The sequence below is a fragment of the Candidatus Nitrosopumilus sp. genome, assembly GCF_965263415.1.
GTDB lineage: Archaea > Thermoproteota > Nitrososphaeria > Nitrososphaerales > Nitrosopumilaceae > Nitrosopumilus.
Map to the genome: position 1 here is coordinate 828,207 of NZ_OZ253671.1, position 15,133 is coordinate 843,339.

Below are 15,133 nucleotides of genomic sequence, written 5' to 3' on the forward strand. Positions count from 1 at the left end.
AGTAATGTTAAATTTTCTTTTTTTGCAGGCTGAAATGGGTGTTGCTGTACTAATGGCTATAATTGTAGCCATAATTATTAGTGCAATATTTTATGGAATTCAGAGACGAGGTATTGCATCAATTCAGAAAAAGTTACAACCTCTATCAAACTTGGATCCTAAAATTGTATATGATGTATCTAGGATTGATACTGAACTAAAAACAGCATATTCTGATCTTACTAATTTGAAAACAAATCTTCCACACACAAATGAAATTACTTCTTTGGAAGAAAACATCAAGAAACTATGTCTTGATTTCACTGAACTTAAAACAAATATTGATGATCAAATGAATAAATTCCGACTTAATACTACTGAAGATTTAGATAAAACAAAAGATGAAATGATAAAAACTGCTACTCAAAAGATTACTGAACAAACAACTAATCATTTAACTGAAACAAGTGTATCTAGAGAAGAATTTGAAAGTCTTAAAGAAAGAATTTCAAAAATGTTAGGTGCTGATGAAGTTGCTGAAAGAATGGAAATTCTATCTTTACTTTTTGATTCTTCGCAAATCAAAACTCTAAACTGGCAATGTAAATTAATTAAATTACTCAATGGTGGATTGGCACCTGATGCTGAAGAAGATTTGATAGTTGCAGAAGGTATTCCAAAATCTAGATGTGAAAAATTTCTAAAAACACTAACTGCAGCAGGAATAACTGAAGCAAAAAAAGTCTCTGCATATTATCTTGCACCAGACTATGAATGGATTTACAGTTATGTTGATAATCCTGATTGGCTTCAAAACAGACTCAGCAGCAATATCAAAAAGGAATATGAATATCAACAATACATCAAAAACAATCTCCATTTGATTGAAGAAGGGCTACTTTTGGAAAAGTCTGAATATGAGTTAGCTACCGGAAAAATTGATTTTATTTGTAGAGATTCAAATGGCAAAGCAGTAGGCTTGGAATTAAAGTATCCATCTGCTACAAAAAGTGTAAAACGACAGATTTCAGGCTATAAAAATGACTATGAATCAAAATCTGGTAGAACTGATTCTAGATTCTTTGTAATTGCTCCTAAGATCCCTGAGGATCTCAAAACTCTTCTAGTAAGTGATGGCTTTGAATATCGTGAAATTGAGTTCTAATCTACAATCTTAATAATTCTATCAAAATTACTGTGTTCTCCCGATTGAGTATATCGTTTACCCGGAAAACTTTGTTCTGTTATCTGAAAATTTGTTATGTCGTTTACAAACATTCTTCTCCATTCTGGAATTCCTCCTGATGATGATGTTCCTGCAATTTGATAAACTAAAAGCGATTCTCTACCATCTTTTATTCCAAACACATGTGGTTCTGCAATTCTATGATGTCCATGATAATCAAAACTAACTATTCTTTTCATGTTTATAGAATCCTCGATATGTTGGAAACTCATAACTTGTATTCTCATTTTTGATATTTAATAGATCTGGATTACATAATACCCAATTAACATATCAAGTTAAAATAAGTAAAAAGAGAAACATAGAATTGAATCTTTTGATTAATTCTATGATTAGTTCTTTTTTTGTGCTAAGGTAATTGCCTCAATTACAGTAGTAACTAGTTCAATTAGTGTCTCAATAGTTTTTTTGTATTTTGTAGCAGATTCTGTTTTAAGATTTTGAATCTTTTGTTTGATTTCTACAAGAATGGTATTGAGAACTTTTACTAGTTTTGAAGTTCCTTCAAATTCTGCAACTATGTCAACTAGAGCTTGACTGTTTGAAGGTAGTTCTCTTTCAATTCTGTATTGTTCAATCTTGGATACTGTGGGTTTTGGAGCAATTATTGTCTTAAAGTCTCCACGAGCCAATGGCAAATTTCTCCATGCATTCAATATATACTAACTAGCCAATATCATTTTCTTTTGATCGGTATCATACCTGTCCAATAAGCTTATAAGCTCATATGTTACAGGTATGATAAGACCTAACATGGCTAGATACTCGAGAAAAAAGGTAATCGAAGAACTAGAAAAAGCATTTCCAAGAATGCAAAAACATGATGAGATTGTTGATGTTTTATTTGCTGGAGAACATATTCGTGCATACAATGAGTCTAATAGAGCAAAAAAATGGAAGTTTGTTCTAAAGGGTGCCTCTTCAAATGCATTTTATCGTGCTTACAAATACAAATTATTAGAAAAACGTGAATCTGCACGTAGAGCATTTGTTATGTCATTACGTGGGATTAATACGAAAAATAAAAAGGATACTTATGAAGCACTCAAAAAAGAACGTGTTGGTTTATTGAAACATTTGGCAGTTAGTGCTTCTGCTCGAAGATCTGCAGCAAAAGCACTATCATTAACATCTGATAGTTATGGATTGATCAAACAAGAACTTGAACAAGGTGATTCACAAACCCAACTTACAACTTATGGTAAAGTGGTTAATCGTTTGACAGTTGAGAAAAAATATAATAAAAAATATGATTACTATTGGATGGGATTTCGAAATATTGGAGATTTGTATTGGTTAAGTGATATGGCACGTAGAATTTTAACAAAGGCAGTTGTGTGATGAGAAAGATATGTCTTTGAATTTTAATGATGAATATCAGGTCAGAATAAACATCCCTGAACTAATTACCGATGTTTTAGATTGTGAAAGACATCTTGAAAGAAATTTGAATCTAATTGGATTTACAAAATGTCATATTTTTGGTAAAATAATGACAATTTTCTTTAAACCTCCTAGAAATTTTACTGATGAATATGTGTTAAAACAAATAGACATGACTCTAAAAGAGATGAGTATTATTTTTGTCAAAGCTGTAATTCGACATTATGTAAGTAATGCTACTAGAACTGTGATTGCAGGAGCTGCTGGTGGTATTGTTGGTGGTATTGCAGGAGCTGCATTGGCTGCATTAGCTGAAAAAGCATTATTTGGATGGAAAGATATGTGTGAATGCAAGCATGGAAATTTCAATGAATTAATTATAACATCATTGGATTGAGATTCTATTATTTAGATATAATTTAACAAATCCAGGAACGACTTTTTATTCAAGTATATTCATAAAATAATACTTGAATAGTGAATCCCCCGATGATGAATTTCCAACGTACACTGGTAATGCAGATAACACTGTAGAGGTTCGTACTGATTCTGATACTCATATTGGAGTAGAGAAAAAATCTGGAGGCTGGCTTGAAAGCGAAACAGAGCGAATTTTGAGATTTGCTGGTATGAAAACCCAAAGAGAAAGAAAAATAGTTTTTGAAGAATCTACTAATGAGCATTATCGTGTTGACATTCTAGCACAATATGACAATCTTACATTATTTGTAGAATGCAAAGACTATTCTGAACTCAAAGTAACTGAAAAAATCCTTTTTACTCTTATTGGACAAGTTCATGATTATAGAATAGATCATCCAGATGAAACTGTTGTAGGTGTACTAGTTACTAGTGCTAAAAATGTAGGGCAAAACATGGGAATTCAAAATAAACTTCAACGTGAAGGATGTCAATTATGGGATGGTACCACTATTCAAAAATTACAAGAAAAAATGATTGATGTTGATAGTAAATCTGAATTTGCTTCTTACTTGTTTGAAAAACTTGGTTATGTATTACAATCTGATGATGTCGATAATGATACTCTAATGCCTGGTCAACATAGATTCCATTGTAGAATGCACTTTTTTTCAATTCCTGCAGTAAAATACATTGGAAACAAATTTTCACATAAATCAATAATTAATGATCTAAAACGAGTTTTAGATGGAACTGGAATATCGATATCTTCATTTAGCTACAAAAATTTTAATTCTTCTGAAGGCGAACGAATTAATTTGTACGTTGATTTTCAAAAAACCCTTACTGAAGAAAAACTCAAAGAATATTGGAAGAGCAAGTCTGGACTTTTTAGAAAACCAAAAGAATCTCCAATGGAATTAATGGAAATTGGTTTTGAATCTGCTTGTATTGGAGCAATCACAAAGACATATGGTGTAGAATATAGCCATCCAACTGGTGCTTATCAAATAAGGTCTATAGCTACGCGTTCTCAGTAAATTTTATTTTTTATAAAAAATATTTTTTATCAGAATTTTTTTCGTTTTAGGTGTACTGAGTATGTACTATGTATTTATAGTACTTTTACCATAATATTATGGTAATAAACCATAATGTTATGGTGTTATTACCATAAGTGGTGCCTAGATATGAGAGAAAATATGTACAAAATACTGGATATACTTGCCAGAGAGATTGGCAACCCAATGTCAATTAACGAAATAAAAAATAACATACATCAAATCTATGGCTCTGCTGATTACAAAAACATCTACATGGCAATACATGAGATGGAAAAAACAGAACTGATTAGAATTCAAAGCATTGGGCGATCTTCTATTGCAGTTTTGAGCTTTGAGAATCCATTATTAATTGACATGCTTGCAGAAATGGAACTAAGAAGAAAGACACTGTTTCTTGAAAATAAACAAGACTTTCAGATGTTACTTATTGAACTTAGCACATTTCTAAAGGAGTTTTATTTTATAAAATCAATATCCATAGTTAATCCTCAAAGAAATGCAAAACTCAACAGAATAGAGTTACTGATTCTACTAAAAAATTCCAAGAGGAAAGGAGATGTTGATGGAGAAATTGCAGCTGTTCGCTCAATAATGAATGCACTATACAAAAAGTATAACATCCGAATAGATCATATACTAATTAACGGAAAAACTTTTCTTGAATTATTAATTTCAGATGAAATTAATGTTGCAAGAGAAATGCTCTCAAATAAGATAGTTCTCTCAAATCCTCAAACATTTTGGATAGAAATAATGGCTGCTCTTAAAGAAGGAATGAATATTAAATTTGAAGAAGAAACAAACCCTGCAAAAATATCTGAACAAGACATGGTTTACAATCTAGCAAGACTGGGATACAAAGAAATTGGAACTAAAATAACAAATGGAACCCCAATAAGCATTGAATACATCATAACATCTATCTTACTTAAAGACAAAAGCATACGACGAATAGAAGCAATTCCTATAATTCTTGGAAAAAACGAGTCTCATGTTAACTATACTCTCTTAGTTTTTCTTGCAACAAAATTTCATGTTCTAAAAAGATTGTATCAGATACTGGAAATCCTAGATGCAATCAAACCTGCTGAAGCACTGACGCACGCAATAGAAGAACTTCGAAATACTACCGTTCACAATGTAAAGACTCGCCAAAAGGAGATTGAGTTGAACCTAAAAGATGTTGAAAAAAAGATGAGGCTATACGATGTCATTGAGTAAGCAGCAATTATTGGATTTTTTAGAAGAATTAGATAAAGAACTTGAGCGTGAGATAACTGTAGTTGCAGTAGGTGGCACTGCAATGACTCTTCATAATGCTAAAGCATCCACAATTGATGTTGATTTTACAATTCCTGCCCAAGACTATTCTGAATTTGATAGAGTCTTGAAAATAATCCCACATGGATTCAAAGTTGATGCTTGGAATAATGGGATGGTCTTCAGCCAAGACTTGCCTGATGACTATTTGGAGAAAAGCAAACCTGTCAGGACAAAGATGAAAAAAATGAAACTCAGGATTTTAGATCCGCTTGATATCATTGTTACAAAGATTGGTAGATTGCATGGACGCGACAAAGAAGACATTGCAACATGTATTAAGAAATTTAGAATTACTCCAGAACAAATCAAGAAAAGAGCAAAGCAAGTTGTGTATGTTGGAAGGGAAGAAAATTATGAGATTAATCTAAATCATGTGATAAAGAATTTTTTCTAGATATTTTGAATCAATTAAACTCAGAATCTCTGAAAGAATCCCTTTGGTGAGCAATTTAACGGATATCTGGTTGGTTTCTTAGATGGGTTATCTCCTACAAAATTATCCAACTTTAATTGTAGCATACGATGATATTGCCACATCACTAAACTGCGTACCGATTAAGATCTTGTAATATCCCTCATGTGCATCATCGCTTGCAGTTATAGTTACAGGAATTTTTACAGATTCATCTGAGATTAATACCATCTCTGATTTTGGATTAACTGTAATTGATTCAGAATTACTATTTCCAAATAATTTAACTTCAGAGTTTTTGTTTGAATTGGGTGTTATAGTTACAAAGAACTCTTTTTGTTCCCCTTGCTTGATTTCAATTTCATCATCATCTATTGAAACTTCTATTGGTAATGGTACTGAAGTGTCTAGTACTCCTATGTTGTTTTCAACCCATTCAGTAAACCATACTTGTTTATCTTTAAACGTAAATCCAAAACTTTGTGATAACCCACAATCACTCAAGTCTCCACAATCTGACCAATCAGGATTTCTTGATGGAATGTCATATTCTACAAGTGATTCTATATCTGGATTAAAAACTGCCAATCTGTTTGCAGTTTGTTGATTAAACCACATGTTTCCCTCCGAATCAAATGCATTCCAGTAAGGACGTGTAATTGGTGTTTTAATTAATCCTGAAGCATTGCCATAGGTCATCACTGATGGTTTTGATGTAACAAATTCTATCACTTTATTATCATCTGGATTAAACTTGTAAAATGAATTTCCTGCAGTATCTGCAATCCAAATATTCCCTAGATGTCCTAATGCAACACCATTTGGTGCTTTTATTGAATCAGGAAGATTAAATCGTTCTACTTCTTGTGTATTGGAATTTGTTTTAACAAGTATTGCTTCTTTTTGATATTTCCACATGATAAACCACATGTTTCCATCATTATCTACAACTGCCTGACTTGTGAAGAATCCATCTGGAATTGAAAGAGTTGCATTAGTGTAAATTCCATTATCTAATTTCTCATGATTCAAAACCACAATTTGTTTTCCTGAAAAATCATTAATTACAAAATTATCATTGTATAAACCGATTTTTTGGGGTGATGGTTTTCCTGTTTTACCTTTAATTTCAAACTTTGAATATTTTTCATCAGGAATAGAGAATTGCCACAGTGCCCCGTATTTGTCATCTGTATACCAAATTTCATTATCTTCAGTAAGTGCTATTCCCCACATCATTGATGCACTATTCAATGACCACATATCATTTGGATACTCTGTAAATTCTTCAGATTCAGGATCAAACTTTGCAATATTCCCTGTATTGGTTTGTGTAAACCAAATTTTTCCGTCATAATCAGCAATTATTGAAAGAGGTTGTGTACAAGGAGTGGGAATTTTAAATTCTTTGATGTATTGACTTGTCTTAGCATCAGAACTTCCACAATGTTGGTCTCTTTCATGAGGTTCATAATTATCAGCAGGAGTTCCAGTTAATTTTTGAACGTCTTTAATTTCTGTAGTAGAACTATCATTTCCAAAAGGGACTAAAGTATACACTGCCCCAAAATATACCAAAATCACAATTACGGGAATAACATAGAGAATTTTGTACACATGATAAAAGGCATTTTCATAGTTTTAATCCCTTGATGTTGTTCTATAGTTGTACCAACAAAAATACAGTTTTTGTCATGTTTCTACTATGCATTATGTTTTCTAGTTGTGATTTTTTACAAACTTTTTAAAAACCATATTTTGTTTTAGTTCTATATGGATTATGAAACAGATTATTCAGAATATGTTCGAGATCAATCTGCAAGATTAATTCTAAAGTCAACATGTTCTCCCAAATCTGCAATTGAAATCAGCAAAGATACAAAAATTTCTCTTGGTACAGTTTACAGAAGACTGGAAATTCTCAAAAAATTGGGATTTTTGAAAACTTCTGGTAAAATTGAAAATGGATGTAAGGTTATGCTATATCATAACAAACCTAAAAGATATCATATCCTAAACCCCAGAATTGTATTTCTTTTAGAAATTATTAACAAAAATCCTGGGTTGTCTTTTAGAGAGTTGCAAAAATTATCAGGTTATCCTTTTGGCACACTTTCAAATTCTCTTAATAATTTAGAAAAAGATTCTAAAATAATTATCAAACGTTCTACTAGACGTGCAAATTATTTCCCACAAGACATCCCATCCCTAGAATATTCAACACTAATCAATTTAAGAAAAGAAACATCAAAGAGAATAATCTTATTCCTTGTTGAAAATCAAAAGGGAACTTTTTCAGAAATTCAAGCCCATGTCTGCAAAGCTCCCTCCACAGTTTCATTAACATTGACTCATTTGGTTGAAGAAAATATTGTACTACGAATAAAAGGACTAAGACCTCATTTCAAACTATTTGATACAAAAACCACTCTTAACGCATTGGATAGACTTGAGCCAAGTGTAACTGATACTATGAAAGACAGATTTGCTGATACTTTCTCTTATCTCTAGTCTGATCTAAAAATCCCTACAATGAAAAAGGATAACATTACAAGAATCAAACCGTGTGTTATGAAATCATGAGCTCCATAAGTAATCTCGAAGAACGGATTTAGCAGATTTGCCAATGATGTACTTTCTGCAACTGTTATTGCTGAAAACGCACCAAAGATCATCAACAAACGAATATTCCTAAACTCCAAATATGTGATCAAACCAACTATTGACAAAAACAAACCAAAAATCACACTAGCTACGTGAATTGCATAATATCCTCTTTCTTCAAAATCCACTCTGTCAAAACCAAGAGGGATGGAAATCACAAGAGCCGTAACTGAAACTATTAGGAGAATTTTTGTTTTCTCTTTAATGGATAGTGTTGGTTTTTGCAATGTTTAGTTTTGAATTAATTTGATTTTAAATTATTTGGAACAATGGTAAAACAATATCATCATTAATTAAAGAAAAAAAGATATTTTTCATTGATGATGATTCTTGAGAAAGCCCCTAGAACTTTTTCAAGAAAAGTCATCATTGGAATGTTTGTTCTAGTCATGCTTTTTACTATTGAGCAATCTTTTGCTGAAGAATACACAATTAGCACTCCCTTTGGAGCATTTAATCCAGAACTAAATACGCCTGCCGAAGTATGGTATGACCCTCCAGAACTTATCATCCAAGTTGGAGATACAATAACATGGACTAATGATGACCGTGAAGGACATACTGTCACTAGTGGAGATGGGGCTGGTAGATTTGATTGGATGGGTTCTAAGAATCTAGGAAAAGCAGATGGCATTTTTGATAGTGGGCGATTCATGCCAGGCGAATCATGGTCTTATACATTTGAAGAAGAAGGTGCATTCAATTATTTTTGTATAATTCATCCTTGGATGGAAGGAATTGTGTTTGTAAAACCATTCATTCCAGATTATCCCCATGATGGTACAGGAAAAAAACTTGAACAATTCCCAATGTATAAAATAACACCTGATCAATCAATTGAAATTAATTTTTCATGGGAGCCTCACATAATCAAAACACATGAAAAAGTAAATTTCATTTATCGATTTTATGATGCAGTATATGATCTTCCTTTAAGAAAAATGCAGTATGATATTTCTATAATTCATAATGGAAATTTAGTTTTTGAAGAAAAAGGCGCAGTTTCAAGTGCAGGTGGGGATTATCGTCAATGGATTTATGAAGAACCTGGAACCACAATTGTAAAAATTAAAAATATCAAGCCTTTTGGAACTGTAGCTGAAACACAAATCCAATTTGGTGATGATGCATCTGCTAGATTGGCAGATTTTAGTGCAATTGTATATGAAAATACCGAAAAAACATTCACTAGTGATGAAATTGTCCAACCAAGACAAACTGTTCAATTTTATTATGAAATAGCAGTTGCAATCATTGTAGTTCCAGGCGTTATGCTATTGGTAGTTATTCTTTACATGAAAAACAAAGGATCTGATATATCTGCAAATCAAAAGGAGAGAAAGGCTAGTCCTGTATGATATGATGGATGTAAAATCAGAACTAAAACTAGTTCGACTCTCATTAATTGTCTCAATAGTTGCAGGAATGTCTTTTCTTGGTGTGTTGTTTTTGGATATTCCAAATGACACAAAAAGTGATGTTTTAGGCACAGAAATTGCATTTTCAGGATTTGGTGAAATTACTTTGTTTAGTTCTCAAAAGACAGGTATGTTTGAAAAAAATTTCTATGAGGATGCAAATCTTGGATTTGTAATATTCAAACCAAACAGCAATTGGGAAATTCATTCTGCATTAGATGAATTTGAATCTGAAGAACTAGAATCATTAAAAACAATAGGATTTGTTGATGGAATATTCATTGAACAAAACCATAACAAACAGTTTTTGCTCACAATCTTTGATATACAAAAAGAAGATTTTTCATTACACGAATACATTGATGACCAAATCTCCTTGATGGAATCTCAAAATTACGATATACCTTTTGAACAAGTATCTCCTGACAATGATTGGGCAATATTTGCAGTAAATGATTCTGTTAGTCAGACATATGGAGAACAATTCTTGATTCTAAAGGAAAATCGATTGTATATGTTACAATACACAGGAGATCATCCAGAAACACTTAGCATAAAACAAAAAGAAAATATCAATTTTATCATGGATTCATTTGAGGTAATTTAGATGAAATTTTACTTCAAGTTTTTAGCACTTTTTCTAATTGTTTGTTTAGGGTTTTCTACAAATTCCGCATTTGGACATGGATTGGGAGGAGAAATGCATCCGCCTAGAACTATTGGAGATAGGGATGCAACTCTTTCAATAAATGTCTCTCCTTCTACATATGATCCTAATGATCCAGAAAATTTTGTGACACTGAAATTGTTTAATTCAGAAACTGAAGCAATTATTGAACATGTTACATTTATCTTGGAACTCAAAAAAGATGGAGAGAGAATTTTCAGATACATGTTTCATGATGAATTTGGCAATCTCAATTTTCGTGTGATTTCAAATGACTCTGATAAAATAGAAATTGATGGGGTTCAGGAGCCTCTTTTGGGAGGCTGGATGAGGGGAAATGATCAACCTCTTACTCTTACTGGACCCATTTTCTCCTCAGGCGGTCTTTATGAATACAAAGTGGAAGTACTTACGGTAGATTCAGACACAAATGTCTTGGATGTAAGGGTGGAACTAGAAGGGGCAATCAGTCTTGCAGATACCAAAACTTTTGGAGTCACTGATTCTCAAAACCAATCTCATGACGTTCAAGTCATTTCGTATTTTGATGTCGTAAACAATTTTGATTTTGATTCAAATCAGATGAGTTTTTCCATGCCTTTTGATTGGAATCAAGATCTTGAACAACTAAGCGTAATTCATGAAGAAATCAGAGTTCCAAATACATTTGGAGAGTTTCTGTCTACAAAGTATGATGCATATCTAAATGGTATTTTGTTACCTGATGATGTAGTAACCATTGATGATTATTCTTTTGATGATAGAACAGTTCACATGACAGTTTATCGTGAATTAATCAAAGAACTAAAAGAAGAGGCTTCAAAAGTATCTGATTCACGAATAGATTTTAGATTAAAGACAAGTGACCAAACACAGTTTCCTTTAGAATTTGCTACTCCTGATTATCGATTCAAAGTGTTCTTGTCATGGGAACCTGAAATCATTCGTGCAGGTGAACCTGTAACATTTTTTGTAGATTTTGATGAATTGTTTAGTGCAAAAACTAAGAGAGTTACAGAATATGATCTTACTGTAATTCAAAACGATGCAGAGATTTACAAAAAACATCTAACTGGTAATGTCAATTCTGATACTTCAAATTCTCATACAATAACGTTTACACCAGAACATACGGGAACTGCAAATATTTTCTTCTCAAACATTGATGATAATACTCTTTCACGAGGAAATTTTATCATAGTAATTGAACCCTCACTTGAGCCACAAATTTTAACAAATATTGAGCCTGAAATTCCTTCTTGGATAAAAAACAATGCAGGTTGGTGGGCAGATGGTTCTATTGATGATGATGCCTTTGTTCAAGGAATACAGTTTTTGATTAAAGAAAACATTCTACAAGTTCCTATAACTACCTCACAAGAATCTACTGACAACGAAATTCCTTCTTGGATAAAAAACAATGCAGGTTGGTGGGCAGATGGTTCTATTGATGATGATGCCTTTGTTCAAGGAATTGAATACTTGATGAAAAATGGAGTCATTGTTGTAAATTGAATTTGTGCAAAGGAGTTTGTGACAGATTCAAAATAAAGATCAAGGGACAAAAAATTAGATATGAAAATAATCAAAAACGATGCCCTGTATGTGATATTTTTATGGTTTGCCTTGACATAAGATGTCCTTGCTGTAGTTGTATTTTGAGAGTAACTCCTAGAGCAAACAAATATCGAAAATCATTTCATGAAAGAAAAAATAACTCTAGACATTAACGAGATAGTGATTTAATGCCAGACGATGATGATTTACCAAAAGATCTTGCACACATCACACCTGCATACAAACGTGCATTATGGATTGTCGTTTTAATCAATGTAGGTTACGGGATTGCCGAAATGATTGGTGGATTCTTGGCAGATTCTCAAGCACTCAAAGCTGACGCACTTGATTTTCTAGGTGATGGGTCAATCACGTTTTTGGGATTGCTTGCGATAGGATGGGGTTTGAAATTACGTGCTCGCTCAGCTCTTCTACAAGGAATTTTTCTTGGTGTAATGGGAATTGCAGTACTTGGTTATACGATATATCGCACACAAGTTTTGCATGTTCCAGAAGCTGGAATGATGGGAGTTTTTGGCTTTGGTGCACTTTTGATAAATGTACTTGCTGTGATCATATTGCTTCCACATAGGAAAGGTGATGCAAACGTACGTGCAGTATGGCTCTTTAGTCGCAACGATGCACTAGGTAATATTTTGGTAATAGTTGGTGCAGGTTTTGTATTTTTAACAGGAACATCATATCCTGACCTTATAGTAGCTGGAATAATTGCGAGTCTCTTTTTACAGTCATCATTTTCAATCATTAAAGATGCTAGAAATGATCTAAAGCAATCCGAGTCATCATAATTCTCATTACATCATTTGAGAATCATCTGTGAAATATGGTATATACTTTAAATTTAACAAAAATACTATCAATAGAGTATGAAAAATACATTACTTTCTGTAATCTTAATTTTTGCTGTTGCTACAATTTCACTATCTTTACTTTCTGAGCAAGTCATGGCACAAACCATGATGTCTCCAAGACAACAAATGATGATGGGAACAAATCCTAACCAAATCGTATGTGCTGACGGTAAGGTTCTCATGATGAAAAACATGGGCATGTCTGCGTGTGTTAATCCTAACAGCTATCTGAAATTGGCAGATAGAGGATGGGGTAATTGGGATATGAACATGATGACAAACGACCCACAACAAATGCAACGTGTAATGAATAGCATGTTAAGCAATCAGCAAACTGGAAAACTTTGGTATGATACTATGGCAAATGATCCTCAGCATTTGCAGACAATGACTGATCAAATGAAAACAACCATGATGAACAATCCTCAGATGATGAGTCCTATGATGAATACCATGATGGATAACCCAGAACTTCGTCAACAAATGATGGACATGATGGCACAACATCAACCAATGATGCAGACAATGCGAGGAAATAGTACTATGATGAATATGATGATGGGTGGTTCTATGAATCACGGAATGATGGGAATGATGAATGATCCTGAACTAAGACAACAGATGATGAACACAATGATGAACAATCCTCAGATGATGCAAGACATGATGAACAATGGAATGATGATGAACATGATGAATGGTAAAATGATGATGGGTAACATGATGGGAAACAACATGATGATGAACAATAACATGATGGGAAATAATATGATGAATGGTAACATGATGGGTTCTGGAATGAACCAAGGTATGATGGGTAACAACATGATGGGTGGCTCTATGATGGGCAAAGGAATGATGATGGGCAACATGATGGGAATGAATCATGGAATGATGTCAAATATGAATAACATGAGCGCTATGGGAACTGCAATGAATGATCCTGAACTAAGGCAACAAATGATGTATGACATGATGAATCACCCACAAATGATGTATGATATGATGAACAATAATCAAATGATGAACATGATGAATGTGAAACCTATGATGAATAGTAATTGGACTATGAACAATCCACAAATGATGAATAATATGATGGGTCAAATGATGAATGATTCTCAAGTAATGCAGAACATGCATGATATGATGATGAACAATCCTTGGCACATGCAAGGAATGATGGGCAACATGATGAGTCCAATGATGAATAGTATGATGGATGATCCAGAATTACGTCAACAGATGATGGACAACATGATGATGCACCCTCAGATGATGCAGAACATGATGAATAATCAACAATTTATGCAGACTTTGAATACGCCTTAGAACTGATTCATCTAGGAAAATAAAACATTACAGCAACACCAATCAAAACTACTACTGAACCAATTATCTCTGGTTTGTCTGGCTTTTTCTTGTCAACCCAATAACCCCAAATTATTGATGATACAACAAAGATTCCTCCATATGTCGCATAGACTTTACCAAACTCAGCAGGCTGTAAAGTCATAACAATTCCATAAGAAAATAAAATCAATCCACCAATTACTCCAAATATTTTTCTTTTATCAATTCGCAACCATTTCCATACAAGATATCCTCCACCAATCTCTAATAGTGCTGAAAAAAAGAAAATACCTAGACTAGTTGCTACTTCGATCAAACCTTCTCTCCTTTTCTTGGATAGTAGAAAATTATTGCAACCCCAATAACTGCAATTATTGTTCCAATAATGTCATAGGTATCTGGTGGCACACCTGCAATTAACCATCCCCACAATATTGCCATTACAATAAAGACTCCTCCATAAGCTGCATAGATTCTATGAAAGTGAGTCTTCTGAAATGTTGGAACAATTCCATACAAGAATAACACAAATCCTCCAACTGCACCTAACATCCAACTAAAATCTTCACGTAACCAAAGCCAGACTAGGTAACCTCCGCCAATCTCACAAAGACCAGCTAGGAAAAATAATAGAATTGAAACGAAAAAATTCTTTGATTGATCACCCATTTGATATCAAAATGGAATAAAGATTCTATATTATAACTAATTAAGATACATGAGTTGGAATCAAAGAAAAAGCAGTTTTGTGGTTATTGTCCAAAAGACAAATGTT

Annotated in this window: 18 protein-coding genes; 12 read left to right on the forward strand and 6 right to left on the reverse strand. The window is 33.0% G+C overall.

Annotated elements, in window-relative coordinates; all coding sequences use genetic code 11:
* Positions 1-22 precede the first annotated feature (22 nt).
* Positions 23-1,144 (forward strand): endonuclease NucS domain-containing protein, encoded by a 1,122-nt coding sequence (locus ACQY22_RS05545; RefSeq protein ID WP_428323715.1) that lies wholly within the window; start codon positions 23-25, stop codon positions 1,142-1,144.
* Here the strand turns inward: ACQY22_RS05545 and ACQY22_RS05550 are convergent.
* Complete coding sequence (locus ACQY22_RS05550) at positions 1,141-1,404, reverse strand: hypothetical protein (protein WP_428323716.1); 264 nt, start codon at positions 1,402-1,404, stop codon at positions 1,141-1,143. The genes ACQY22_RS05545 and ACQY22_RS05550 overlap by 4 nt on opposite strands.
* 153 nt (positions 1,405-1,557) lie before the next feature.
* On the reverse strand, positions 1,558-1,857 hold the full coding sequence (locus tag ACQY22_RS05555) for a hypothetical protein (RefSeq protein WP_428323717.1): 300 nt from the start codon (positions 1,855-1,857) through the stop codon (positions 1,558-1,560).
* Positions 1,858-1,978: 121 nt separating this feature from the next.
* Between ACQY22_RS05555 and ACQY22_RS05560 the strand changes: the two genes are divergently transcribed.
* The 5 genes from ACQY22_RS05560 (at position 1,979) to ACQY22_RS05580 (ending at position 5,809) form a co-directional block, all read left to right on the forward strand.
* The gene (locus ACQY22_RS05560) at positions 1,979-2,566 is read left to right on the forward strand and encodes a hypothetical protein (RefSeq protein WP_428323718.1); all 588 of its coding nucleotides are present in this window, start codon (positions 1,979-1,981) and stop codon (positions 2,564-2,566) included.
* Positions 2,567-2,576: 10 nt separating this feature from the next.
* Positions 2,577-3,005, forward strand: a complete 429-nt coding sequence (locus ACQY22_RS05565; protein WP_428323719.1) for a hypothetical protein — start codon at positions 2,577-2,579, stop codon at positions 3,003-3,005.
* 73 nt (positions 3,006-3,078) lie between these two features.
* Entirely contained in the window at positions 3,079-4,068 is a 990-nt protein-coding gene (locus tag ACQY22_RS05570) for a hypothetical protein (protein ID WP_428323720.1), read from the forward strand.
* Between the two features lie 150 nt (positions 4,069-4,218).
* Positions 4,219-5,313 carry a hypothetical protein gene (locus ACQY22_RS05575; protein ID WP_428323721.1) on the forward strand — a complete coding sequence of 365 codons (1,095 nt, stop codon included), beginning with the start codon at positions 4,219-4,221 and terminating at the stop codon, positions 5,311-5,313.
* Positions 5,300-5,809 carry a DUF6036 family nucleotidyltransferase gene (locus ACQY22_RS05580; RefSeq protein ID WP_428323722.1) on the forward strand — a complete coding sequence of 170 codons (510 nt, stop codon included), beginning with the start codon at positions 5,300-5,302 and terminating at the stop codon, positions 5,807-5,809. Before ACQY22_RS05575 ends, ACQY22_RS05580 begins: the two co-directional genes overlap by 14 nt.
* A 102-nt stretch (positions 5,810-5,911) precedes the next feature.
* Here the strand turns inward: ACQY22_RS05580 and ACQY22_RS05585 are convergent, their stop codons facing one another.
* On the reverse strand, positions 5,912-7,444 hold the full coding sequence (locus tag ACQY22_RS05585) for a virginiamycin B lyase family protein (RefSeq protein ID WP_428323723.1): 1,533 nt from the start codon (positions 7,442-7,444) through the stop codon (positions 5,912-5,914).
* A gap of 156 nt (positions 7,445-7,600) precedes the next feature.
* Between ACQY22_RS05585 and ACQY22_RS05590 the strand changes: the two genes are divergently transcribed.
* The gene (locus ACQY22_RS05590; protein WP_428323725.1) at positions 7,601-8,338 is read left to right on the forward strand and encodes a winged helix-turn-helix transcriptional regulator; all 738 of its coding nucleotides are present in this window, start codon (positions 7,601-7,603) and stop codon (positions 8,336-8,338) included.
* Here ACQY22_RS05590 and ACQY22_RS05595 read toward each other — a convergent pair.
* Positions 8,335-8,718, reverse strand: coding sequence for a hypothetical protein (locus ACQY22_RS05595; protein ID WP_428323726.1), 384 nt, complete (start codon positions 8,716-8,718; stop codon positions 8,335-8,337). The two genes, ACQY22_RS05590 and ACQY22_RS05595, sit on opposite strands and share 4 nt — an antisense overlap.
* 93 nt (positions 8,719-8,811) lie before the next feature.
* Here ACQY22_RS05595 and ACQY22_RS05600 point away from each other — a divergent pair, with 93 nt between their 5' ends.
* The 5 genes from ACQY22_RS05600 (at position 8,812) to ACQY22_RS05620 (ending at position 14,337) form a co-directional block, all read left to right on the forward strand.
* A complete protein-coding gene (locus tag ACQY22_RS05600) occupies positions 8,812-9,849 on the forward strand; it encodes a cupredoxin domain-containing protein (protein ID WP_428323727.1) in 1,038 nt (345 codons plus the stop codon).
* A 1-nt stretch (position 9,850) separates the two neighbouring features.
* Positions 9,851-10,516 (forward strand): hypothetical protein, encoded by a 666-nt coding sequence (locus tag ACQY22_RS05605; protein WP_428323728.1) that lies wholly within the window; start codon positions 9,851-9,853, stop codon positions 10,514-10,516.
* On the forward strand, positions 10,517-12,091 hold the full coding sequence (locus tag ACQY22_RS05610) for a peptidase (RefSeq protein WP_428323729.1): 1,575 nt from the start codon (positions 10,517-10,519) through the stop codon (positions 12,089-12,091).
* A 230-nt stretch (positions 12,092-12,321) separates the two neighbouring features.
* Positions 12,322-12,942, forward strand: coding sequence for a cation transporter (locus ACQY22_RS05615; protein WP_428323730.1), 621 nt, complete (start codon positions 12,322-12,324; stop codon positions 12,940-12,942).
* 78 nt (positions 12,943-13,020) lie between these two features.
* Complete coding sequence (locus tag ACQY22_RS05620; RefSeq protein WP_428323731.1) at positions 13,021-14,337, forward strand: hypothetical protein; 1,317 nt, start codon at positions 13,021-13,023, stop codon at positions 14,335-14,337.
* A gap of 7 nt (positions 14,338-14,344) precedes the next feature.
* On the opposite strand, the gene ACQY22_RS05625 is transcribed toward ACQY22_RS05620, so the two are convergent.
* A complete protein-coding gene (locus ACQY22_RS05625; protein ID WP_428323732.1) occupies positions 14,345-14,674 on the reverse strand; it encodes a YnfA family protein in 330 nt (109 codons plus the stop codon).
* Positions 14,671-15,027, reverse strand: coding sequence for a YnfA family protein (locus tag ACQY22_RS05630; RefSeq protein WP_428323733.1), 357 nt, complete (start codon positions 15,025-15,027; stop codon positions 14,671-14,673). Before ACQY22_RS05630 ends, ACQY22_RS05625 begins: the two co-directional genes overlap by 4 nt.
* Positions 15,028-15,133: the final 106 nt, after the last annotated feature.

Excerpts from the sequence above, each read along its gene's own strand:
- ACQY22_RS05550 (WP_428323716.1), bottom strand. The coding sequence starts at position 1,404 with ATGAAAAGAATAGTTAGTTTTGATTATCATGGACATCATAGAATTGCA.
- ACQY22_RS05560 (WP_428323718.1), top strand. The coding sequence starts at position 1,979 with ATGGCTAGATACTCGAGAAAAAAGGTAATCGAAGAACTAGAAAAAGCA.
- ACQY22_RS05565 (WP_428323719.1), top strand. The coding sequence starts at position 2,577 with ATGTCTTTGAATTTTAATGATGAATATCAGGTCAGAATAAACATCCCT.
- ACQY22_RS05575 (WP_428323721.1), top strand. The coding sequence starts at position 4,219 with ATGAGAGAAAATATGTACAAAATACTGGATATACTTGCCAGAGAGATT.
- ACQY22_RS05580 (WP_428323722.1), top strand. The coding sequence starts at position 5,300 with ATGTCATTGAGTAAGCAGCAATTATTGGATTTTTTAGAAGAATTAGAT.
- ACQY22_RS05590 (WP_428323725.1), top strand. The coding sequence starts at position 7,601 with ATGGATTATGAAACAGATTATTCAGAATATGTTCGAGATCAATCTGCA.
- ACQY22_RS05600 (WP_428323727.1), top strand. The coding sequence starts at position 8,812 with ATGATGATTCTTGAGAAAGCCCCTAGAACTTTTTCAAGAAAAGTCATC.
- ACQY22_RS05605 (WP_428323728.1), top strand. The coding sequence starts at position 9,851 with ATGATGGATGTAAAATCAGAACTAAAACTAGTTCGACTCTCATTAATT.
- ACQY22_RS05610 (WP_428323729.1), top strand. The coding sequence starts at position 10,517 with ATGAAATTTTACTTCAAGTTTTTAGCACTTTTTCTAATTGTTTGTTTA.
- ACQY22_RS05615 (WP_428323730.1), top strand. The coding sequence starts at position 12,322 with ATGCCAGACGATGATGATTTACCAAAAGATCTTGCACACATCACACCT.
- ACQY22_RS05620 (WP_428323731.1), top strand. The coding sequence starts at position 13,021 with ATGAAAAATACATTACTTTCTGTAATCTTAATTTTTGCTGTTGCTACA.
- ACQY22_RS05630 (WP_428323733.1), bottom strand. The coding sequence starts at position 15,027 with ATGGGTGATCAATCAAAGAATTTTTTCGTTTCAATTCTATTATTTTTC.